This is a genomic window from Sphingopyxis sp. H050 (genome assembly GCF_001468265.1).
Taxonomy (GTDB): Bacteria; Pseudomonadota; Alphaproteobacteria; order Sphingomonadales; family Sphingomonadaceae; genus Sphingopyxis.
In genome coordinates this window covers 198,359-220,926 of the sequence record NZ_LNRZ01000002.1, presented here as the reverse complement: position 1 = coordinate 220,926, position 22,568 = coordinate 198,359, and the positions used below count along the sequence as shown (strand labels likewise).

Annotated in this window: 19 protein-coding genes; 5 read left to right on the top strand and 14 right to left on the bottom strand. The window is 66.8% G+C overall.

Annotated features, from left to right (window positions below; translation table 11 throughout):
• Positions 1–6: 6 nt before the first annotated feature.
• From ATE67_RS04125 to glmM, 4 genes are all read right to left on the bottom strand, one after another.
• The gene (locus ATE67_RS04125) at positions 7–567 is read right to left on the bottom strand and encodes a ribonuclease HII (RefSeq protein ID WP_231728045.1); all 561 of its coding nucleotides are present in this window, start codon (positions 565–567) and stop codon (positions 7–9) included.
• 130 nt (positions 568–697) lie between these two features.
• The gene (gene thiD / locus ATE67_RS04120; RefSeq protein WP_058815373.1) at positions 698–1,852 is read right to left on the bottom strand and encodes a bifunctional hydroxymethylpyrimidine kinase/phosphomethylpyrimidine kinase; all 1,155 of its coding nucleotides are present in this window, start codon (positions 1,850–1,852) and stop codon (positions 698–700) included.
• Complete coding sequence (locus ATE67_RS04115) at positions 1,849–2,073, bottom strand: DUF1272 domain-containing protein (protein ID WP_058815372.1); 225 nt, start codon at positions 2,071–2,073, stop codon at positions 1,849–1,851. The genes thiD and ATE67_RS04115 overlap by 4 nt, the downstream gene beginning before the upstream one ends.
• A gap of 2 nt (positions 2,074–2,075) precedes the next feature.
• Entirely contained in the window at positions 2,076–3,416 is a 1,341-nt protein-coding gene (gene glmM, locus ATE67_RS04110) for a phosphoglucosamine mutase (RefSeq protein ID WP_058815371.1), read from the bottom strand.
• 162 nt (positions 3,417–3,578) lie between these two features.
• Here glmM and ATE67_RS04105 point away from each other — a divergent pair, with 162 nt between their 5' ends.
• Together ATE67_RS04105 and ATE67_RS04100 are read left to right on the top strand one after the other, a co-directional pair.
• A complete protein-coding gene (locus tag ATE67_RS04105; RefSeq protein ID WP_082660197.1) occupies positions 3,579–4,832 on the top strand; it encodes a dicarboxylate/amino acid:cation symporter in 1,254 nt (417 codons plus the stop codon).
• Positions 4,829–5,824: an aldo/keto reductase gene (locus ATE67_RS04100; protein ID WP_058815370.1), complete on the top strand. Its 996-nt coding sequence runs from the start codon at positions 4,829–4,831 to the stop codon at positions 5,822–5,824. Before ATE67_RS04105 ends, ATE67_RS04100 begins: the two co-directional genes overlap by 4 nt.
• Before the next feature lie 202 nt (positions 5,825–6,026).
• On the opposite strand, the gene ATE67_RS04095 is transcribed toward ATE67_RS04100, so the two are convergent.
• The 5 genes from ATE67_RS04095 to ATE67_RS04075 form a co-directional block, all read right to left on the bottom strand.
• A complete protein-coding gene (locus ATE67_RS04095) occupies positions 6,027–6,563 on the bottom strand; it encodes a DUF1003 domain-containing protein (protein WP_058815369.1) in 537 nt (178 codons plus the stop codon).
• A 7-nt stretch (positions 6,564–6,570) separates the two neighbouring features.
• Positions 6,571–7,272 carry an NnrU family protein gene (locus ATE67_RS04090; RefSeq protein WP_058815368.1) on the bottom strand — a complete coding sequence of 234 codons (702 nt, stop codon included), beginning with the start codon at positions 7,270–7,272 and terminating at the stop codon, positions 6,571–6,573.
• A gap of 47 nt (positions 7,273–7,319) precedes the next feature.
• Positions 7,320–8,585: an amidohydrolase family protein gene (locus ATE67_RS04085; protein ID WP_231728044.1), complete on the bottom strand. Its 1,266-nt coding sequence runs from the start codon at positions 8,583–8,585 to the stop codon at positions 7,320–7,322.
• Between the two features lie 137 nt (positions 8,586–8,722).
• On the bottom strand, positions 8,723–10,132 hold the full coding sequence (locus ATE67_RS04080) for an amidohydrolase (protein ID WP_082660196.1): 1,410 nt from the start codon (positions 10,130–10,132) through the stop codon (positions 8,723–8,725).
• A gap of 3 nt (positions 10,133–10,135) precedes the next feature.
• Positions 10,136–11,752, bottom strand: coding sequence for a peptide MFS transporter (locus ATE67_RS04075; protein ID WP_058815367.1), 1,617 nt, complete (start codon positions 11,750–11,752; stop codon positions 10,136–10,138).
• Positions 11,753–11,921: 169 nt separating this feature from the next.
• Here ATE67_RS04075 and ATE67_RS04070 point away from each other — a divergent pair, with 169 nt between their 5' ends.
• Entirely contained in the window at positions 11,922–12,503 is a 582-nt protein-coding gene (locus ATE67_RS04070; protein ID WP_058815827.1) for a nitroreductase family protein, read from the top strand.
• Between the two features lie 71 nt (positions 12,504–12,574).
• Positions 12,575–12,922 carry a GntR family transcriptional regulator gene (locus tag ATE67_RS04065; RefSeq protein ID WP_058815366.1) on the top strand — a complete coding sequence of 116 codons (348 nt, stop codon included), beginning with the start codon at positions 12,575–12,577 and terminating at the stop codon, positions 12,920–12,922.
• Positions 12,923–13,056: 134 nt separating this feature from the next.
• Here the strand turns inward: ATE67_RS04065 and ATE67_RS04060 are convergent, their stop codons facing one another.
• The 4 genes from ATE67_RS04060 to ATE67_RS04045 form a co-directional block, all read right to left on the bottom strand.
• Positions 13,057–14,895 carry a tetratricopeptide repeat protein gene (locus ATE67_RS04060; RefSeq protein ID WP_058815365.1) on the bottom strand — a complete coding sequence of 613 codons (1,839 nt, stop codon included), beginning with the start codon at positions 14,893–14,895 and terminating at the stop codon, positions 13,057–13,059.
• Between the two features lie 134 nt (positions 14,896–15,029).
• Positions 15,030–16,409 (bottom strand): PEP-CTERM-box response regulator transcription factor, encoded by a 1,380-nt coding sequence (gene prsR / locus ATE67_RS04055; RefSeq protein ID WP_058815826.1) that lies wholly within the window; start codon positions 16,407–16,409, stop codon positions 15,030–15,032.
• 2 nt (positions 16,410–16,411) lie between these two features.
• A complete protein-coding gene (gene prsK, locus ATE67_RS04050) occupies positions 16,412–18,538 on the bottom strand; it encodes an XrtA/PEP-CTERM system histidine kinase PrsK (RefSeq protein ID WP_058815364.1) in 2,127 nt (708 codons plus the stop codon).
• Positions 18,517–19,905, bottom strand: coding sequence for a TIGR03013 family XrtA/PEP-CTERM system glycosyltransferase (locus ATE67_RS04045; protein WP_058815363.1), 1,389 nt, complete (start codon positions 19,903–19,905; stop codon positions 18,517–18,519). Before ATE67_RS04045 ends, prsK begins: the two co-directional genes overlap by 22 nt.
• 126 nt (positions 19,906–20,031) lie before the next feature.
• Between ATE67_RS04045 and ATE67_RS04040 the strand changes: the two genes are divergently transcribed.
• Positions 20,032–21,066, top strand: a complete 1,035-nt coding sequence (locus ATE67_RS04040; protein ID WP_058815362.1) for a mannose-1-phosphate guanylyltransferase — start codon at positions 20,032–20,034, stop codon at positions 21,064–21,066.
• 12 nt (positions 21,067–21,078) lie between these two features.
• On the opposite strand, the gene ATE67_RS04035 is transcribed toward ATE67_RS04040, so the two are convergent.
• Positions 21,079–22,356, bottom strand: coding sequence for an HD-GYP domain-containing protein (locus tag ATE67_RS04035; RefSeq protein WP_058815361.1), 1,278 nt, complete (start codon positions 22,354–22,356; stop codon positions 21,079–21,081).
• Positions 22,357–22,568: the final 212 nt, after the last annotated feature.

Sequence of the window (22,568 nt, the reverse complement as noted above, 5' to 3'; positions counted from 1 at the left end):
CGTCGGTCAGATCAATGCCAGCTGCGCGACCGGGACGAAGCTGGTGCGATGATGCGGCGTCGGTCCATGCTTGCGCAGCGCCGCGAGATGTTGCGCCGTGCCATAGCCCATATTCGTCTCCCAGCCAAAACCGGGATAATCGCGCGCCGCGCCGACCATGAAACGGTCGCGATGCTCCTTCGCGATGATGCTCGCCGCCGAGATGCACGGATGCAGCGCGTCGCCGCCGACGATCGCGCGCGCCGTATAGCGCCATTTGGGCAGGCGATTGCCGTCCACGAGTACCTCGTGCGGCTCGAACCCCAGCGCCTCGACCGCGCGCGTCATCGCCAGCAAGGTCGCCTGCAAGATGTTGATGCGGTCGATCTCTGCAACGCTCGCCTCGCCGACGCCCCAGCGGCACCGCGCCTTGATCTCGATTTCGAGTTCGCCGCGGCGTTTCGCGGTGAGCTTCTTGCTGTCATCCAGACCGGCGATACCGCCCTCGCAGAGCAGCACCGCCGCCGCGACCACCGGCCCGGCGAGCGGGCCGCGCCCCGCCTCGTCGACGCCAACGATCACGTGCATTTCTCCGACAAGGCGAAACCCCATTTCCGTTCGCATCGAGCGAAGTCGAGATGCCCCTCGATGGCGCGCCACGCCGAAGGGTGTCTCGACTTCGCTCGACACGAACGGACTGAGAGGGCGCCTTGCGAAATCATACCCGCCACGGCGGATACCGGCGATACTCGCCCGCCTGATAGAGGCACAGCCGATTGCCCGCCGGATCGCTGAGCCGCGCCTCGCGCCAGCCCCATTCCTCGTCCTTCGGCATCTGCTCGAACGGCACCCCGCGCCGCGCCAGATAGGCGACCCATGCATCGAGCGCCCCGCTCTCCAAATAGGTCGCCGCCCCGCCCGCCGCGCCGTCACCGACATGGATCGACAGCGTCACGCCGTTCGCGGCCTCGAAGCGCGCATAGCCCCCAACTCCTTCAGCGCCCGGACTATCGACGATCTGCGTCAGGCCAAGCTGCTTGTAGAAGGCGACCGACACCGCATAGTCGTTCGCCGGCAAGGTGATCTGATTGAGCGCCGGCCCGGTGAACAGCCCGTCGTTGCGCACGAACTGCTGACCCATCGGGCCATGCCCGCTCCCCAGCCCGGGCGCATCGAGCAGCGCCAGCCGCACGAAATCGCGCGCCCGCGCGACCGCGGGTTCCAGCGGCATCCCTTGCGCCAGCCCGGTCGCGATTGCGCTCGCCAGCGTGCAGCCGGTGCCGTGCGTGCTTATCGTGTCGATGCGCGGCGCCTCCCAGCGCGCAACCTCGCCCTCGCCGGTTTCGAGCAGCCGGTCGATCACCGTCTCGCCCTCGCCGTGCCCGCCCTTGACCAGCAGCGAACAGCCATGCGCCAGCACCGCCTCCTCGCCGCCGAGCGCGGCGAGTTCGGGCAGGTTCGGGGTTGCAACCATTGCGCGGTCCAGCAGCGCCTTGAACGCCGCAATCGTCGCGTCATCGGCCAGCACCGACCCGCTCGTCGCGACCATCACCGGGTCGAACACCACCGCCGCCTGCGCCAGGTCGGGCCGCGTCAGCCGCACGGCCACGGCCGCCGCCGTTTCGGCGCTGCCGATCATCCCGATCTTCACCGCATCGACGCCGATATCGGCCGCCACGCTGTCGATCTGTGCGATCACCATGTCGGTCGGAACCGGGTGAACGCCCTGCACGCCCAGCGTATTCTGCGCGGTGATCGCGGTGACCGCGGTCATCGCATGGCCGCCCAGCATGGTGACGGCCTTGATGTCCGCCTGAATTCCCGCGCCGCCCCCGCTGTCGGAACCGGCGATGATCAGGACGCGTGCGGTCAACGCTTGAACTTTCGCTCCGTCGAGGCGGGGAATTTCGCCAGCGCCGCGCCTTCACGCAGCGGCCGGTCGAGCAGGTCGCCGCCGCAATTGGGGCAACGCTCGTCGAGCTTGTCGGCGCAGTCCGCGCAGAAGGTGCATTCGAACGAGCAGATAAAGGCGCCGTGGATGTCCGCGGGCAAGTCGCGGCCGCACTTTTCGCAATCGGGTCGCATTTCAAGCATATCTATTCTCCTGCCGCGACGCGCACCGCGTCGCAGATCATGTCGACAATCTGGTTTACCTGGCCCGCATCGTCGCCCTCGGCCATGACGCGGATCACGGGTTCGGTGCCCGAGGCGCGGATGACGAGGCGGCCGCGGCCGTTCAGCGCATGTTCGCCCTCTGCGATCGCCGCCTGGACATTGGCGTTGTCGAGCGGTTTGCCGCCCGCGAAACGGACATTCTTCAACAGCTGCGGCACCGGATCGAACTGGTGGAGCAATTCGCTTGCCGGCTTGCCGGCGCTCACCAACTCGGCAAGCACCTGAAGTCCGGCCAGCGTGCCGTCGCCGGTCGTCGCATGGTCCGACAGGATCATATGCCCCGACTGTTCGCCCCCGACGTTGAACCCGCCGCTCTTCATCCGCTCGAGCACATAGCGGTCGCCGACTTGGGTGCGCTCGAGCCGCAGCCCCTCGCCTGCGAGGAAGCGCTCGAGCCCGAGGTTCGACATCACCGTCGCGACGACGCCGCCACCCTTGAGCAATCCCTGCCGCGCCCAGCTGGCGCCGATCAGCCCCATGATCTGGTCGCCGTCGACCAGTCTGCCCTTTTCGTCGACGACGATCAGCCGGTCGGCGTCGCCGTCGAGCGCGATGCCGATGTCGGCGCCGCTCGCGACGACGGTCTCCTGCAGCAGGCCCGGCGCGGTCGAACCGCATTTGTCGTTGATATTGAGGCCGTTCGGCTCGACGCCGACCGCAACGACATCGGCGCCCAGCTCCCAGAACACGGTCGGCGCGCTGTTGTAGGCGGCGCCATTGGCGCAATCGAGGACGATCTTCAGCCCGTCGAGACGCACCGACTCGGGCAGGCTCTGCTTCACCGCGTGGATATAGCGGCCGCGCGCGTCGTCGATGCGCTTGGCGCGCCCGATCTGCGCGGGGGCGGCAAGCCGCGGCGCCTGATCGAGCAGGCTTTCGATCTGCAGCTCATCCTCGTCCGAGAGCTTGTACCCGTCGGGACCGAACAGCTTGATGCCATTGTCGTGAAACGGATTGTGGCTCGCCGAGATCATGACGCCAAGGTCGGCGCGCATCGAGCGCGTCAGCATCGCGACCGCAGGGGTCGGCATCGGGCCGACCTGCACCACGTCCATGCCGACGCTGGTGAAACCGGCGACCAGCGCATTTTCCAGCATATAGCCCGACACGCGCGTGTCCTTGCCGATGACCACGCGATGCTTGTGGTCGCCGCGCAGGAAATGCGCGCCCGCCGCCATGCCGACGCGCATCGCGGTCTCGGCGGTCATCGGAACCTTGTTGGTCAGCCCGCGGATGCCGTCGGTGCCGAAAAACTTGCGCATGAAACCTCTGCTATCTGATTCCTGGGGCGAAACCCCTGTCCGGAATGGCTCCCGCGGAGCGATTCCCCGCCCGAAAACGGGTTTCCGTTTCGCGCCGAAACTGCTCTATGTCACACATATTTGCTTGGCAAGTTGGCGGGCGCGTCCGGGGGAGAAACGAAGTTGAAATCGGCATGGATCATCCTCTCGTCGCTGATCGCCGGCATGTTGCTCGGCATCGGGGTCGAGATGATCTCGGTCGACTGGGGCACGGCGTCGCTGCCCTATGTCGAGCCGATCGGATTACTGTGGCTCAACGCGCTGAAGATGACGATCGTGCCGCTGGTCGTCGCGCTGCTCGTCACCGGCATCACCGCCACGGCCGATGCGGCGCGCGCCGGCAAGCTCGCCGGGCGCGCGGTCGCGACCTTCCTCGGCGCCAATCTGCTTGCCGGGCTCATGACTTTGCTGGTCCTGCCGCTGCTGCTGCGTCTGTTTCCGCTGTCGGCGGGCGCGGCCGAGGGGCTGCGCCATGGGCTCGGCGGCACGACGGAGACGGCGCCGTCGCCGACCTTCGCCGACTTCCTGCTGTCGCTGATCCCGACCAACCCGGTCGCCGCCGCCGCTGACACCGCGATCCTGCCGCTGATCGTCTTCACGACCATCTTCGCCTTTGCGATCACGCGCGTCGGGGCGAATGAGCGCGCGACACTCTCGGGCTTTTTCAAGGCGCTCGGCGACGCGATGCTCGTCGTCATCGGTTGGGTCCTCGCCCTCGCGCCGATCGGCGTATTTGCCCTGGGTTATGCCCTCGCCGTGAAGGCCGGCGTCGCGGCCTTCGGCGGGCTGCTTCACTATGTGCTGATGCTGTCGGCGATCGGCGCCTGCACGATCATCCTTGGTCTGCTGCTCGCGGTGTTCGTCGTCGGCGTGCCGCTGCCGCGCTTCGTCCGCGCGATGGTGCCGACCTTCGCGGTCGCGATCAGCACGCAAAGCTCGCTCGCCAGCCTGCCCGCGATGCTGAAATCCTCGGCCGATCTCGGCGTCGATCCGAAGAAGGCCGACATCGTCCTGCCGCTCGCGGTCGCGCTGTTCCGCTTCACCAGCCCGGCGATGAACCTCGCGGTCGTCGTCTATGTCGCATGGCTGTTCGGGATCGAGCTCAGCCCGTGGGAAATGGCGGTCGGCCTTGCGGTCGCGCTCGCCGCGGCGCTGTCTTCGGTCAGCCTGCCCGGCTCGATCAGCTTCGTCACCTCGATCGCACCGATCGCGATCTCGATGGGCGTCCCCGTCGCGCCGCTCGGCCTGCTTGTCGCGGTCGAGACCTTCCCCGACATCTTCCGCACCCTCGGCAATGTCGTCGGCGACGTTGCCGCGACCAAATTCGCCGCCGATGGTGTAGAAGACGATGCCCCCTCGGCAGGAGTCACGCCATGAAATATCGCACCCTCGGCCACGGCCTCGAGGTGTCCGCAATCGGCATCGGCTGCATGCCGATGATCCAGGGCGGCAACGTCCTCTATGGCGAGGCGGCCGACCTCGACGAATCGACGCGCACGATCCACCGCGCGATCGACCTCGGCGTCACCTTCTTCGACACCGCGCAAATCTATGGCCCCTTCACCAATGAGGAGCTGGTCGGCGAGGCGATCAAGGGCAAACGCGACGGCCTCGTCATCGCGACCAAGTTCGGCTTCAAGTTCGAGGGCAAGCAGATCGTCGGCGTCGACGGCACGCCCGAGAATGCGCGCCGCGCGTGCGAAGGCTCGCTCCAGCGGCTCGGCATCGACACCATCGACCTTTTCTACCAGCACCGCGTCGACCCCTCGGTGCCGATCGAGGAGACCGTCGGCGGGATGATGGAGCTGGTCCGGGAAGGCAAAGTCCGCCACATCGCGCTGTCCGAAGCCGGTCCCGAGACGATCCGCCGCGCCGCCAAGGCCGCGCCGATCACCGCGCTGCAAAGCGAATATTCGATCTGGGAGCGCGATATCGAAGAAGAAATCCTCGGCGTCTGCCGCGACAACGGCATCGGCTTCATCCCCTATTCGCCGCTCGGCCGCGGTTTCCTCGCGGGCACGATCCGCAGCCGCGACGAGCTTGCCGAGAACGACTGGCGCCGTAACGACCCGCGTTATTCGGAGGAGAATCTGCCCGCCAATCTCGCGATCGTCGATGCGATTGCCGACGTCGCCGCGAAGCACGGCGTCTCGAACGCGCAGGTCGCGCTGGCCTGGCTGCTCGCGCAGGGCGACGACATCGTCCCGATCCCCGGCACCAAGCGCCGCGCGACGATGGAGGACAGCGTCGCCGCGGTCGACGTAACGCTCACCGCCGACGACCTCGCCGCCATCGACGCCGCCGCGCCGCGCGGCGGCACCAGCGGGCCGCGCTATGGCGAAATGGGCATGCGGATGGTGCGGTTGTAGGGCGACGGAATCGACCGGAAGCGGACGCGAAGAGCCTCCCCCGCAGGGGGAGGGGGACCACCCGAAGGGTGGTGGAGGGGCACGGGAGACCGTAGGCCGCGCCAGACTGCACGTGCCCCTCCACCATGCTTCGCATGGTCCCCCTCCCCGTGCCGGGGAGGATCGGCAATGTCCGCTCACCACCCCAAAAGCGACCTATCGCCTACCCTTTTCCGTCCAGCCGATCGCAAAGCTCCTCCACCTTTTCGCGCAGCTCGTGAAACTGCATCTGGTCCAGCTTCTCGTGCAGCCGCATGATCTCCAGCTCGGCGCGCAGGTTGATCTCATAATCGACGCTCGCGGTCAGCCTGTCCTTCGCCGCCTGCCGGTTCTGGCTCATCATGATGATCGGCGCCTGCACCGCGGCCAGCGTCGATAACATCAGGTTCAGGAAAATGAAGGGATAAGGATCGAAGGCCAGCCCGAAGCGCTGCAGCACTTCGGAATTCAGCAGCATCCAGCCGAACAGCACCAGCGTGAAGACGATGATGAAGCCCCACGAGCCACCGACCGCGGCGACGCGATCGGCGAGCCGGTCGCCGCGCGAGGCCTGCGCGTCGTCGATGTCGGCGACATCGCGGCTGGTCAGCGCCCGCTCGGCGACCGCGCGCACGACACGGGACTCCTCGGGATCGAGCTGGTCATAGGCGCGCCCGAGCAGACGCAGCGACAGGTCGGTCAGGTGGGTATCGGCGGACATGCCCTTTCTATCCCACCCAGCGCCATATTCCCGCAACCATAAAGCCCAGCGCGCCATGCGCCCAGGTCGCAATCAGCCACAGGGCGATCCCACCCACTAATGCATGCGCACGCGGGATCGTGTCCCCCCACGGCGTCACGCCGGCGATCTGGCGGCCGAAGGGCAGGAAGCTGGTTCGCGCCGCCCAATGCCGCCAGCTGTCGCCCATCAACCGCGCCTTCTTCGCATCCTGCCCCGCCGATCCGACGAGCGCGAGGAAGGCGATCGCCGACGACAGCACGATCTGTCCCGGCGTCGGCATCACCAGCGCATGCGCGAGCGCCCACAGCGCAAAGCCCCACATCATCGGATGGCGCGTGATCGCAAAGACCCCCCGCGGCGCGGCTTGCGCCGCCTCGGCAGCGTTCGGCGCGGGCATCGCGGGATTGCCGATCAGCGATCCCATGAAGAGGATGCTGGCGAACAGCACCAGCAACGAGGCCAGCATCCACAGGGGGTCGTCGACCGCCCATAAGGGCGGCTCGGGCGGCATTCCACGCCACGCCTGGACGATCAGCACAAAGGTGGCGATCGCGACCACCGAATAGACGATCAGGAAACCGCGCTCGCCCAGCCGACCGGCAAGGCCGGCGCGCAGCGGATGCGACAGCGCGAAATGCGTGCCGACGAACAACACGCAGGTCGTGATCAAAAGCGACAGCGGTTGCATGGAGCCCTCTCCTTTCCCCGTCGACCGCTTTTGGTCAGGCGCGGCCGTTACCTGTCATATGCCTTGGGCAAAGCCCCTTCGGTCGGCGTCAGATAGCGGTCGCGCAGGCGGTCCTGACGCGTGACCAGCGACTGACGCTTGCCGTCGATCCAGATCGCCGTCGGGCGGCTGCCGAGTTCGAGCGGGTCATTGTCCCAGATCACGATATCGCCGGCACGTCCCGCGCGCAGCGATCCGATCGCGCCGTCCATGCCGACCGCTTTCGCCGGCACGCTGCTGATCGAGGCGAAGGCCTGATCCCAGCTGAGCCCGCTCGCGCCCGGCAGCTTCGACAGGCCGACGAGATTGCCGGCATATTGCGTCGCATAGCCCATCTTGTGCGCATCATCGTCGTCGAACACGCCGACCGACACGTCGACGCCGGCGGCTTTCAGACGGCCTGCGTTCGACTGCGTCGCGCCGAGCTGTTCGAAGCTGCCCGGCAGGTCCGTGAGCGGCGAGACGAGCACCGGCACCTTCGCCGCGGCGATGTCGCCAGCGACCAGCCACCCCTCGGTCGCGCCGACGAGCACCAGCTTCAGCGCCGGGAACTCTCCCTTCAGCTTCAGTACGTTTAGGATGTCGGCCGCGCGGTCGACGCGCACGAACAAGGGAGTCGTGCCATTGATCACGCGCACCAGCGCATCGGCGTCGGCGCGCTGGATCAGCGCATCGCTGCCCCATTCGGCGAGCGTCGCGGGGTTGCGGGCATAGCTGCGCGCCGCCAGCAATTGTTCGCGGAACAGCAGGAACAAGGCCGCCCGGCTGCCACCCGCCTTCGCCGAGCCATCCTCGCCGAACGCCACATATTGCAGCGCGCGCGGACGCGTCACCATGTCGTTGTCGTCGGCCAAATCGACGACCGCGCCCTGGCCCGCGAACAGGCTGCCGCTGGCGCCCGGCGCGACGATCGCGCGCGTGACGCCGGCGGCGCGGTTCACCGCGACGGGCGAGCCCATCGGGTTGAGCGCAGGGGCGATGTCGAGCCCGGCCGAAAAGCGCGACCGCGTCGCCGAGCGGTCGTTGGTGCCGGTGACGGCATCGACCTCGGTCAGGCCGACGCGGCTGAACGCCGCGACGATGCCGGGAGTCACATAGCGGCCCTGCGCGTCGATGCGCTCGACGCCCGCCGGAACCGCAACGCCGCGGCCCGCCGCGACGACCTTGCCGCCGCGGACGACGACAGTGCCGCCCTCGACCGGCGCGCTGCCGTCGCCGATGACGAGCTTCGCATTGGTGATCGCGACGTCCTGCGCCGCGGCCGGAAGCGCCACCAGCGCGACGGCTGCAAGCGCCCCTCCCAGCCCCGCTCGTGTCGAGCGAAGTCGAGACACCCCGAAGGCGCGTATGGACGATTGGCATCTCGACTTCGCTCGATGCGAACGGAAAAGGGAGGCCGTGAAACACTTACTCATTTCACGTCTCCTTCACCCGGCTGGCCCAGTTCGAAATCGCTCACCGGACGCCGTTTCGGATCCATCGCGTCGAACATCAGCGCGCCGTCGATCCAGACCTTTTCGGGGCGGCTATAGACGCTCAGCGGATTGCCGTTCCACAGCACCACGTCGGCCATCTTGCCCGGCTTCAGGCTCCCCGTCTTGTCGGCGATACCCAGCGCGCGCGCAGGGTTGATCGCCAGCCACGTCCACGCCTGTTCGTCGCTGATCTGCATCCCCATGCGGCGGCCCGCGGCGAGCGCCTTGCCCGCTTCCTGATTGAGCCGCTGGATTTGGTTCGCGTCGTCCGAATGGACGATCGTGCACGCGCCTTCCTTGAACATCAGCGCGATATTCTCCGGCACCGCGTCATAGGCCTCCATCTTGAAGCCCCACCAGTCGGCCCACATCGCGGCGCAAATGCCTTCCTTCTTGAGCAGGTCGGCGATCTTGTACGCCTCGACCGCGTGGTGAAAGGTCGACACCTTGTATCCGAACTCGTGGCTCATATCGATGACGATGGCCATCTCGTCGGCGCGGTAGCAGTGATTCTGGATCAGGATTTCGCCCGACAGCACGCCCGCGAGCGTTTCCATCGCCAGGTCGCGGTCGACCGCTTTCCCCTCGTCCAGCTTCTTCTTGTACGCCGCCGCCTTCTGCCACGTCGCGCGGTTGACCGCGAGATTGCCCATGCGGGTCGAGGGCATGCGGCCCTTGGCGCCATAGACGCGCTTCGGATTCTCGCCGCACGCCATCTTCAGGCTGTAGGGCGCGCCGGGGAACTTCATCCCCTGCATCGTCCGCGCGGGCACATTCTTCAGCGTGACCGAACGGCCGCCCATCAGGTTCGCGCTGCCCGGCAATATCTCCAGCGTCGTCACCCCGCCGTTGGCGAGCGCGCGGCTGAAGCCGGGGTCCTGCGGCCACACGCTATGCTCGGACCACACTTCGGGCGTCGTCGGCGAGGTCGCCTCATTGCCGTCGGAATGCGCATCGACCGAGGGCGACGGATAGTCGCCGAGGTGGCTGTGGATGTCGATCACGCCGGGGGTGACGAACTTGCCGGTGCCGTCGACGACATAGGCGTCGGTCGGCAACTCCATGTCGGGCCCGCCGATCCTGTCGACCTTGCCGCTCGACAGCACGACCGACCCATTGTCGATCCGCCCGCCCTCGCCGTCGAAGATGGTGACATTCTTCACCACCGTCAGCGTCGTGGGATATCCCTTGTAGGTCGAGGGATAGGGATCCTTGTCGAACTTGACCGGCTTTTCGGTGGGCGCGGGCTTGTCACCTGCCGACGCCGTTTCCCCGCCGCCAGCCGCGCAGCCAACGAGCGCCAGCGACGCCGCAGCCAGCAGGCTGCTCTTGATCCCCCTGACCATGTTTTAAACCCCCTGCGGATGGGTGCCCGCCGCCTGCGGCTCGCCCAGCTCTTCCTTGCCCGGAATCTCTTCCCGGTCGCGCAGCGTGTCGAGATGCATCCACTTCTTCACGATCGGCGACAGCGCCAGCACGACGACGCTGACGCCGATCGTGATGAGGCCGATTTCCCAATAGATGCCCAGCGTGGCTTCCTTGGTCATGTTGCCGCTCTCGCCGCCGGTCGCTTCACCGATCTTGCCGGCGACGAAATTGCCGACCGCTGTCATGTAGAACCAGGCGCCCATGATCAGCGACGCGAGGTAGCTCGGCGCCAGCCGGTTCATCGCGCTGAGGCCGACGGGCGACAGGCAAAGCTCCCCGGTGGTGTGGAGCATGTAGAGCAGGAAGACGAAGAGGACGGGCGTCGCGACTTCGGGCCCGACGCTGTTCGCGCCCCAGACAAAGACGAGGAATCCGAGCCCGACCTGCGCCAGCGCCAGCGCGAATTTCGCCGGCGCCGAAGGCTCGAGCCCCTTCTTGCCGAGCCATTGCCACAGCGCGGCAAAGATCGGCGCGAACAGGATGATGTAGATCGGATTGATCGACTGGAACACCGACGCGGGCACGCCGCCCTTGTCGACATAGCGGTCGGTGTAGAGGTTGAAGCTGCCGCCGGCCTGTTCGAACAGGCCCCAGAACAGCGGATTCAGGGCGATCAGGAACAGGATCGCGAACATGCGCTCGCGCGGTTCCTTGTCGAGCTTGAAGCTTTCGTAGAGAACATAGCCGAGCAGCGCGAGGCCCGAGACGATCAGCAGGTTCTGGATGATATCCTGATACTGGACGAGCGCCCACATCACCGCGACGGCGCCGACGCCGATCGCATAAATCGTCGTTTCCTTCTGCTTCGACAGCGGCGCCGGCGCTTCGCCTGCGCCAAGCAGCACCTTCTTGCCGAGCACGAAGACGATCAGGCCGGCGACCATGCCAATCCCCGCGAGGCCGAAGCCATAGGCCCAGCCGATCTTCTGGCCGAGATAGCCGACAAGGATCGTGCCGAGCGCCGCGCCGACATTAATCCCCATGTAGAAGATCGTGTAGGCGGCGTCGCGGCGCATGTCGGTCAGGCGATACAGCTGGCCGACCATCACCGAGATATTGGCCTTGAGGAAGCCCGAACCGACGATGATCAGCGCGAGCGCGAGCCAGAAGACGTTGATTGTCGCGTCTTCCTGTCCGCCGACGCCCTCGAACGCCATGAACAAATGGCCGAGCGCGAGCAGCACGCCGCCGAACAGCACCGCCTTGCGCTGCCCCAGATAGCGGTCGGCGAGATAGCCGCCGAGCACCGGGGTAATATAGACCAGGCTGGTATAGGCGCCATAGATCAGGTTCGACTTACCGTCCGAAAACAGCCAGTGCTGCGTCAGGTAGAAGATCAGCAGCGCCCGCATGCCGTAATAGGAGAAGCGCTCCCACATCTCGGCGAAGAAGAGCATGTAGAGGCCCTTGGGGTGCCCGGCGAACTCGGGTTTCTTGCTGCCGGCGATCAAGGCGCCGATCGTCAGAAACACACCAAGGACGAGCAGCGCGATAACTGCGATCCAGTCTCCCTCGTCCCAAGAGGCCATATCTTTCATGTAAATGCGTCCCTTTTCCCGGATATTTTTGTCCGCGGCCGTCCGCCGCGCGAATGGGGCAACCTAGCGCGAAAATTGCGTATGGGAAGAATCTAATTGCGTCAGAAACCATCGGCCGGGCGCAATTGCAGGGGTTGCGTGCGCCGCGCCGTGCCGCCAAATGGCCCGCATGTTCAACGACACCAGCTCGCTTCGCGCGCACCTCGCCACCCGCCGCTCGGGCAAGGCGCGCGACATGGTGGCGCCCGGCCCGGACGACGCCGAGCTTCGCCAGATCATCGCGCTCGCGCTGCGCACCCCCGATCATGGCAAGCTAGCCCCCTGGCGGATCGTCACGGTTGCAGGCGACCAGCGCGGGACCTTCGCGACGCTGCTCAAGGACGCCTGGGTCGCCGAAAATCCGGGCGCGGCGGGGATGGACCTGTCGGCGCTCGACCAGTTCGCGCATCAGGCGCCGACCTTGCTCGTGCTGATCTCCACCCCGGTCGCGGGCAGCAAGATCCCGATTTGGGAACAGCAGATGTCGGCCGGCGCGCTTGGCATGAACCTGCTCCACGCCGCGCATGCCCATGGCTATGTGGGCAGCTGGCTTACCGGCTGGGCGGCCTACAGCCCCGACGTCGCCAAGGCATTTGGCGCGGGCGACGGCGACACGATTGTAGGATATTTCTTCCTCGGCACCGCGAAGGGCCAGCTGTCCGAACGTCCGCGCCCCGAATATAACGACGTCGTCCGAGCCTGGGACATTTAATTTCAATCCGGCTGCTAATTTTATAATTTTTCGGATTTGACTGTGCTGCTGTCTTATGGCATTAAGGCGGCATGCTCGATCAGTCCAAGCCCGTTTACCAGCGCCTCCGCGATGTCATCGCCAGCGCCATCCTCGACGGCACCTATCGCGACGGCGACATGCTGCCGTCGGTCCGATCGCTCGCCGCCGACGAAGGCGCCAATCCGCTGACCGTGGCGAAGGCCTATCAGACCTTTCAGGACGAAGGGCTGGTGACGGTCAAGCGCGGCGTCGGCATGTTCGTCGCCGAGGGCGCGACCGATCGCCTCCGCGACCTGATGCGCCAGGATTTCCTGACCAACGTCTGGCCCCCGATCGCGCAGCAGATGAAGCGCGTCGGTCTCGACGCGCGGACGCTGCTCGACCTCACCGAGGCGTGACAATTGCGCCCCCCTGTCGCGCCGCGATGGGGAGGTGGCAGCGCGAAGCGCTGACCGAGGGGCAATGAAGCGGCCCCTCCACCACGCACTCCGCGCGCGGTCCCTCTCAACGCCTTCGCCGCAGGGCGGAATTTCTATCGCCCGATCTGCGCCGCCTTATCCCGCAGATCCGCTGCACCCTGCCGGTCGCCCTGCCTATCGAGCAGTTCGGCATAGCGCTCCATGATCTCGGCGTTGAGCGGCTGTAGCCGGTAGGCATAGGCGATCAGCGGCAGCGCGCGGTCCGCCCTGCCCTTCGCCGCCCACGCGCGCGCCAGTTCGCTGAGCACAATGACATCGCGGTTGCCGATCCGCCGTCGCACGCGCTCGAAATGCGCGATCGCCTGATCCCAATGTTCGATATCCATCGCCAGATGCCCGGCAAGCCGGTCGGCGGCGATGCTCGACGGCTGGCTGTCGCGCAGCGCCAGGATCGCGGCGCCCGACCCCGCCGCATCGCCGACACGGAACAGCGCATTGGCGAGCCGCAACGTCGTGCGTTCTCCTGCGTCGAGATCGCGCGCGGCGCGATAGGATTGCACCGCCAGATCATAGCGGCCGCCCGCCAGCGCCGCATCGCCGAGCAGGATATGCGCGTCGGCCACGCCCCGGTTGGCGTCGCGGAGCCTGGTGGCGCGCTCGATCGCACGGGCCGTATTGCCGCTCGCGATATCCGCCGAGATCGCCGGAATCGCCTTTGCCGGATTGAGCGGCTCGGCGTCCGCCTCCATCGACACCAGGCCGTAGCTGTTGTTCGCCGCGAAAGGCGCGGCCTCGCCCGGCGACAGCGCCGCCGCCCGCGCCTCATAAGCCGCGGATTCGGCGTTGCGCCCGAGTTCGGCCGCAACACGCGCTGCCAGCAGCAGCGACCAGCTGTCCGCATCGGCGCGGTCGGCGATCGGCGCGATCGCCGCCGCCGCCGCATCGGCGTCGCCATCGGCCCACTCGGCGACCGCCAGCAACCGGCGCGCCGTAAGATTATTCGGCTGCTCGACCAGCAGCCGGTCGGCCCAGGTCGCCGCCACCGCCTCGCCGCCCAGCTGCAACTCGACGATCGCGCTCAGCAGCATGAAGCCAGGCTCGTTGTCGAGTTCGCCGCGCGTGCGCTGGAGCAGGCTGCGCGCCAGCCCGTAATTTTCGGCGCGCGCCGCGACCACTGCCTGCAGATAATAGATGCGCGGCTCGCGCGGGACCAGCGTCGCGGCATGACGCACCGCCACCAGCATGTCGCGATAGCGGCCAAGATCGCCCAGCGTCGCGGCCTGCTCGATCAGCGCGCCGGCGTTGTCGGGATCGGCCGCCAGCGCCCTGTCGTACCAGGGCAGCGAGGCCGTCAGCCCCTCCTCGGTCCGAACGAGGTTCGCCTTATAGGTCAGCGCCGCGCTATTCTGTCCGTCGAGCTCGATCGCATAGTCGATCGCGTCGCGCGCGCCCATCGTATCGGCATTGGCATCGCGAAAGCGCGCGACGTCGACCCACAGCATCGATTCGCGCGGCAGCTCGCGGACGGCGCGATCATAGGCATCGCGCGCGGCATTGAGATCGCCGTTCGACAGATGGACGTCGCCTGCGACCCAAGCCGCCTCGCCGATCATCTCGGGTGCGATCGGGCCGGCGTCGATCGTCTCGAACGCCCGGGCTCCTTCGCCCTGCAAGGCATAAGCGCGCGCGAGCAAAGGCCGCAGATAGTCGCCGTTCCCGCCGGCGGCGAGCGCGCCCTGCACGGCATTTTCGGCGCTGACCCCGTCGCCCAACCGGATAAAGATGCGCGCCAGCTCGACGCGCGCTTCCATCGCCTTCGGGTCGGCGGCGATCGCCTGTTGCAGCTCGGCGCGGCGCTCCTGCAGCTGCGCCCGCGCCCTTTCGGGGGGCGGTGCGTCGCACCCGGCCAAAGCCGCGGCCGCCACGAGCACCGCCAACACAAAATGTTTCATCTCTCGTCACCCTGAACTTGTTTCAGGGTCCATGGCCCGGCGTCTCCCAACACGGAGCGCGCGCTGAGAGCACCGGCCATGGATGCTGAAACAAGTTCAGCATGACGAAAAATAAAAGGTCGACCGAGGCCCATTCAGGCGGCCTGCATCCGATATTGCTTGAGCAGGTCATAGAGTGTCGGACGGCTGATCCCCAGCAGCTTCGCCGCGAGCGAGATATTGCCTTCGCTCTGCGTCATCGCGCGGCGGATCGCGACGCGATCGGCGGCCTCGCGCGCCGCACGCAGGTTCAGATAATCCTCGCCCTCGCCGTCCTGGCCGCCCGCAAGATCGAGATCGGCCTTCATCACCAGCTTGCCGTCGGCCATGATCACGGCGCGCTTGATGCGATTCTCCAGCTCGCGGACATTGCCCGGCCAGCGGCCTTCGTCGATCGCCTGCAGCGCGTCGGGCGCGAAACCGCGCATGGCGGGGTTCATCTCGGGCGCATATTGGTGAAGGAAATGGCGGGCAAGCAGCACCGCGTCGCCCGGCCGCTCGGCGAGCGCGGGGATTTTCACCACCATCTCGGCGAGGCGGTAATAAAGATCGTCGCGAAAGCTCTGCTCGGCGATCATCGCGTCGAGGTCGCGGTGCGTCGCGCAGACGATGCGCGTATCGACCGCAATCGCCTTGCGCCCTCCGATGCGCTCGATCGTCCGTTCCTGCAGGAACCGCAGCAGCTTGACCTGCAACGGCAGCGGGATGTCGCCGACCTCGTCAAGGAACAAGGTGCCGCCATGCGCGAGTTCGATCTTGCCCTCGGTCGTCTTTACTGCGCCGGTAAACGCACCCTTTTCATGCCCGAACAATTCGCTTTCCAGCAGGTTCTCGGGGATCGCGGCGCAGTTGATGGCGACAAACGCGCCGTCGCGCCGACCGCTCGCCTCGTGCAGCCCGCGCGCCAGCAATTCCTTGCCGGTGCCGCTGGCGCCGAGCAGCATGACCGAAACGTCCAGGTTCGCGACGCGTTCGATCGTGCGCGCGACCTTCAGCATCTCGGGCGCGCCGGTGATCATCCCGCCAAGGACGCGATTGTCGCCGCTGCCCTGGTCGGCGAGCCGCGCATTCTCGACTTCGAGTTCGCGGACGTGAAAGGCGCGCCGTACGATCAGCCCCAGCTCCTCGATGTCGATCGGCTTCTGGTAGAAATCCCAGGCTCCGTTGGCGATCGCCGCCAGGGCGCTCGTCCGCTCGCCGTGCCCCGACACGACGATGACCTTGGTGTCGGGCTTATGCTCCAGGATCGCCTTCAATATGCGGAAGCCTTCGCGTGTCCCGTCGGGATCGGGCGGCAGGCCCAGGTCGAGCGTCACCACCGCGGGCTCCTCGGCGCGCAGCAGGTCGATGGCGCTGTCGTGATCGCCCGCGATCAGCACCTCATAGCCGTCATAGGCCCATTTGAGCTGCGCCTGCAGCCCGGGGTCGTCTTCCACCACCAGCAGCTTGCGCATGTCGGTCCCGCCCTCGCTCATCGTCATCCTGCTTTCATCATCCGGTCTGCGGCATCGGCATGGGCGTCGGCGAGCGGCAGCCACAGCGTGAAATTGCTGCCCTTGCCGGGCTCGCTCGCAACCTCGATCGATCCCCCCATCGCCTGCGCCAACTGCAACGCCTCGAACGCACCGAGGCCGAAGCCGCCTTCCTTGGTCGACACGAAAGGCTTGAACAGCTCGTCGCGGATGAAGGCGCGGCTCATGCCGCTGCCCTGGTCGATGACATCGATCCGCACGCGGCCATGCTCGGCGACCGCAATGAGCTGAACCGGCGTGTCGGCCGCGGAAGCGTCGATCGCATTGGCGACGAGGTGCTGGACGATCTGCCGGATCGATCCCGCTTCGCCCCATGCCGCCAGCCCCGCCTGACAACCGACAAACAGCGCGCGGCGCGCTTTCACCTCGGCGGCAATACTGTTGAGCAGCGGCTCGACGAAAGACCGGCTCGCTTCCACCGTTTGGCCCCGCTCGCGTGGCGACAGGCGGACGAGCAGGTCGGACAGCCGACCCGACGAAATCTTCAGCGTCTCGATCATGTCGGCGCGGAACGCCGGCTTGTCGGCGTGGCGCTCGGCGTTACTGGCAAGCAGGCTCAGCTGGCTCGCCAGATTCTTGATGTCGTGCATGATGAACGCAAAACGGCGGTTGAATTCGTCGAAGCGCTTCGCTTCGGAAAGCGCCGCCTGGCTCTGCGATTCGGCCAGATAGCTCGCTGCCTGCTGCCCCGCGATGCGCAGCACGTCCAGGTCTTCCCAATCCAGCGCCCGCGACACCGATGGACGGTGCAGCACCGCCACCGCGATCATCCGCTGGAAATGCAGCACCGGCGCCACCACCCAGGCGCGCGTGTCCGCGATCAGCCATTCCGGGATCGCCAGATCCTGCTCGCCCTGCCGCTTCCCCCGGCGCTCGGCGTCGAGGTCGACGATATGCCGCGTTTCCTGCAACATGAACGCCGAACGCAGCGACAGCTCCGCGTCCTCCTCGATTCCCGCGGGCCAGCGCCATTGCTCGGCGACGCGAAAGGCGCCCATCGCATCGGGCAGCATCAGCAGCGCGCCCGGGCTGCCCGTCAGCTCGGCCAGCGCCTTGGCGACGCGGCGGTGCAAATTGCGGTCGTCCTCGCCCCCGTCGCCGACGTCCCCCTGCGCCAGCGTCGCGGTGAAGCGCATCCACTCGGCACGATAGTCGTAGCGATGCTCGAAGAAATGCTTCGAGATCATCACCGACAGCCACGCCCGGGTTCGCGCCGACAGCAACAGCAGCCCGCCCGCACCCAGCGCGACGATCAGGAACGTGCCCTGCGCCAGCTCGCCATAATCGCCGCCGACGAGCCGCGCGACGGCGCCGGCGAGCCCGATCAGGATCAGGTAGATCGCGGCGCCGAGCAGAATCAGCGTGCGCATCGCCGCGGTCCGCGACAGCCGCATCCGCTCGCGCCCGATGTCCATCGCCGCCACGACGAACGTCGGGAGCAGCATCAAGGCGACCGCCGGCAACAGCAGGATCAGCGTCGACGCGGGCTTGCCGGTGAGCGCGCCGATCAATTGAACGTTGAGCTCATACGCCCACAGCATCGCAAAGCCGCCCGCGACCGCCATCACCGGCATCCGCAGCCCCGCACCCCCGCGCCGGACCGCGCCATCGACGATCAGCAGCCCGCCGATCGCGACGATCATCGCCGAAATGGCCAGCGCGGGCGCGATGTCCGCCGAACCCTCGCGCCAAGGCGCCGCGCCGCCCGCAACAAGCGTCACCAGGCTGATCGCGACGAGCAGGCGCCAGATCAGGTGCAGCGGGCGCGACATCGGCGCCTGCGGCGACCAGAAGGTCGCGCCCAGCCAGCCGAGCATCGCGACGTCGCGCAGCGCCTGCGCGACGAGAACATGCGGCGACCCCGCGCCGAACGCGTAAAGCGCCGCGCACCAGCCGGTTGCCGCGGCCGCCGCCCCGACCAGCCAGCGCGGCGACGGCATCAGCACCGCCATCCGCTGGCGCGGCCGGGCGGCCAGCCACAGCGTCACGCCCGCAAAAGCGGCAAGCGCGAGCGCCGAGAGGATCTGGGACAGCGTCGCCAGCGCCACGGTCAGCGCGCCCCCTCGGGCCACAGCACGACGCGAACCGTCTGGAGCAGGATCAGCAGGTCGAGGAAAGGCGAGTAATTCTTCGCATAATAAAGGTCGTACTCGAGCTTCACCCGCGCATCCTCGACCGACGCGCCATAGGGATAGTTGATCTGCGCCCAGCCGGTCAGCCCCGGCTTCACCATGTGCCGCTCGGCATAATAGGGGAGCTCGCGCTCCAGTTCCTCGACGAAACTCGGCCGCTCGGGCCGCGGCCCGACGATGCTCATATCGCCTTTGAGCACGCACCAGAGCTGCGGCAGTTCGTCGATCCGCGCCTTGCGGATGATGCTGCCGACCCGGGTGATGCGCGGGTCGTTCTCCGCCGCCCACACGGCCCGCCCCCCCGCCTCGGCATCGGTGCGCATCGAGCGGATCTTCCAGATCTGATAGGGTTCGGCATACAGGCCGACGCGCGCCTGACGATAGAAGAGCGGCCCCCGGCTATCGAGTTTGACCGCGATCCCCGCGATCAGGATCAGCGGCAGCCCGACGATCAGCACCGCCAGGCTGGCGAGGATGTCGAACAATCGCTTGCCGACGCGCGAGATGCGCTGCCCGGCCGAAAAGCCGTCGGAAAAGATCAGCGCGCTCGGGTTGGTCGTCGCCAGATCGACCCGCCCCGTCTCGCGCTCGATAAAGCTCGCGATGTCGTTGACATGCACCCCGGTCGTCTTGACGCGCAACAGGTCGGCCAGTGGCAGCGATCCGCGCCGCTCCTCCATCGCCAACACGACCTCGCCCGCGCCCAGCGCGACGACATGGTCGGACAGATTCGCGAGCGCATCGCGCGGCACCGCGCCCTTGATCGTCTTTTCGCTCGCCGACATGGCGACGAAGCCCGCAATCGCGATGCCGCTGCCGGACGCATCGGCCAGCGCCTGGAGCCGCGCCGCGCGCGTTCCCGCGCCAAGCACGAGAATGCGCCGCTTGAACGCCTCGGCGCCCGCCGATTGGGTCAGGATCAGCCGCGTCACGAACAGCGCCGCGATCGCCAGCGCCATCGCATAAAGGCTGTTGACGCGCCACAGGGTCGCCGTGGGCAGCAGGAAGCCGACCACCGCAAGGAATATGACCCCGAGCGAAATCGCCGCGAGCAGGCGCGCGGTCGCGAACTTCATCGACCGCAGCGCCTCGTTCCCATACATTCCCGTCGCCATCATCGCGAGCGAGTTGGACACCGCAAAGGTCGTCAGCGGCAGCCAGCGGTCGCGCAGCGCACCGGCATCGAAATCGGCGAAATGGGCGTAAAGATGCCAGGCCGCCTCGGCCGAACCGAGCAGCGCGATGAACTCGATCAGCGCCAGCCAGACGACGGCGTGCGGCACATAATGTTTGAACAACCGGAACATTCGAAGCGCCTGCACCTTTCGGAACTTATCCTAGTCGTCAGGCGTCAACTGTCGGTTAATTTTACACTCACTTATTGCCCTTATTCGAGGGATGACCAGCGCCTAGAGAGGCTATAGAGCCACTGCATGACCTTGATGATTCAGCCCGTCATTCTGTGCGGCGGCGCCGGCACCCGGCTCTGGCCCGCCTCGCGCGGTACGCGCGCCAAACAGTTTCTGGCCCTCAACAGCCGCGAAAGCCTCTTCCGCCAGACCGTCGCGCGTACCCCGGCGGGCCAGCATTTCGCGCCGCCGGTCGTCATCTGCGGCGACGGACATGTCGGCCAGGTGCGCGAACAGATGGGCGCGCAAGAGGCGCAGCTGCTGGTCGAACCGATGCCGCGAAACACCGCCGCTGCAATCGCGCTTGCCGTCGCGCAGGCCGACGCCGACACGCTGCTGCTCGTCATGCCGAGCGACCATGTGATCGCCGATGTTCCGGCCTTCCATGCCGCCATCGCCAAGGGCGCGCTGCTGGCGCAGCAGGGCTGGCTCGTCACGTTCGGAATCACCCCCGATCGTCCCGACACCGGATTCGGTTACATAGCGAGCGGCGAAGCGCTGGAGCACGGCTTCGCCGTCGCCCGGTTCGTCGAAAAGCCGCCACTCGATGAGGCCGAGCGGATGCTCGCCGCGGGCGGCTACAGCTGGAACGCCGGCATTTTCCTCTTTCGCGCCGGGCGGATGCGGGAGGCGATGCTCGACCATTGCCGCGCGATCTTCGAAGCCGCCGACGCCGCGGTGGCCGCCGGGATGCGCGACGGCGATGCGCTGCACGCCGACGCGATCGAGTTCGCCAAGGCGCCGTCGGATTCGATCGACTATGCCGTGATGGAAAAGGACGACCGCGTTGCCGTAGTCCCGGTCGCGATGGGCTGGTCCGACCTCGGCAGCTGGCACAGCGTCCACGCGCTCGCCGAAGACAAGGACAGCGCCGGAAACGCGGCACAAGGCGACGTTTTCCTGCACGACAGCCGCGGCAATCTGGTCCGCGCAGGCGGCAAGCGCGTCTCGCTCGTCGGAATGGAGGATGTCGCGGTGATCGTCGACGGCGACGATATTTTGGTCATCCCGCTGTCGCGCTGCCAGGATGTGCGCGCCGCCGCAAAGGCGCGGGAATAAGCGCGCTCGGCGCTATGTCAGCTGCGCCGCCATCACGCGAAACCGCATCGCGTCCCAATCGGGAAAGCGCCAGAAGGTCGGACTGTCACGCCCTGTAATGCGGGGATTTTCTGCCGACGGCGCGATAGGGCGGTCAAAGGGTTCGCATTCGAGCAGCGTTTCGCAATCGAAGAAGACGCGGACGACCACCGTTTCGCACGCCTCGCCCGCATTGCCCATCACGATCCCGAGTTCGCCCGTCGACAGGCGGACGAGCGTGCCGATCGCATAAATGCCCAGGCTGTCGGCGAACTTGGCGAGCAATGGCTCGTCGAAATGCCCCGTCCACGACTGCATCTCGGTCAGCGCATCGCACGGCGCCCAGGCATTTTTGTAAGGCCGGTCGGAGGTTACCGCGTCATAGACGTCGCAGATCGCACCCATGCGCGCGAACAGCGACAGTTCGTCGCCCTTCAGACCGCCCGGATAGCCGCTGCCGTCGACCTTTTCGTGGTGGCGCAGGCTGACCTCGAGCGCCGCGTCGGGCACCCCCGGCGAGCTTTCCAGCAACTGGCGCCCGGCATCGGGATGCCCGCGCACCGAATGCAGTTCGCCCGCCGACAGGCCGCCATTCTTGTTCAATATCTCATCGGCGATCGCGACCTTGCCGACGTCGTGCAGCAGGCCGGCGACGCCCAGATCCTGCACGACATCCTCGTCGAGTCCCAGATGGCGGCCGAAATTCATCATCAGCGCGCAGACCGCGACCGAGTGGAGATAGGTATATTCGTCCTTCTCTTTCAGCCGGACGAGGTTGATCAGCGCGCGGGCGTCGCGTTCGATCGATTTGCCGATCGAGCGGGCCAGCGGCGCCATCCGGCGCGCCTCGATCGCGCGGCCGAGTCGCGCCGTTTCGAACATGTCGACCACGGCAATGCGCGATTTGTCGATGATCTGCCCCGCGCGCCGTCGTTCCGCGTCATAGCCGGGTCGGGACCGCGGTTCGTCGCGGGGCGGGCCGGACGGGTTGCCGAACACAACGGGCTCGCTGCGGATCGGCCGCGGCGACCGTTCGGCGCGCAGGAACCGGATCGGGGCCGGCTCGGCGGCAGGCTCGTCGACCGGAGTCACCTCGCTTCGCGACTGGTCGATAACGACGGCGTCGATGCTGGAACTGCGGATACGCGCAAGCTGTTCGGCGGTTTCGATGCGAAAATGCTTCGTCCAGAACGGGTGATCGAACCACGACCCTTCAAAGGCGTGGATGAACATGCCGATCGCGGCGTCCTCCGGTTTGATCCGAACCAGCATCCTCTAAAACGGTCCCAAAGTTCAATAGCGCCCACCGCCCTCGTCAAACTACGGCATTGAAACGGATTTCTTAAATGCGGCGGTGTCCGAACGCGACCGGTTTCGGCTATGCTTGATGTGATCCCCGGCGAAAGCCGGGGCCCAGGGCGAAATCGAACAGGTTTGCGTTCTTACTCCGGCCCCGGCTTTCGCCGGGGATCACATGAGATGCG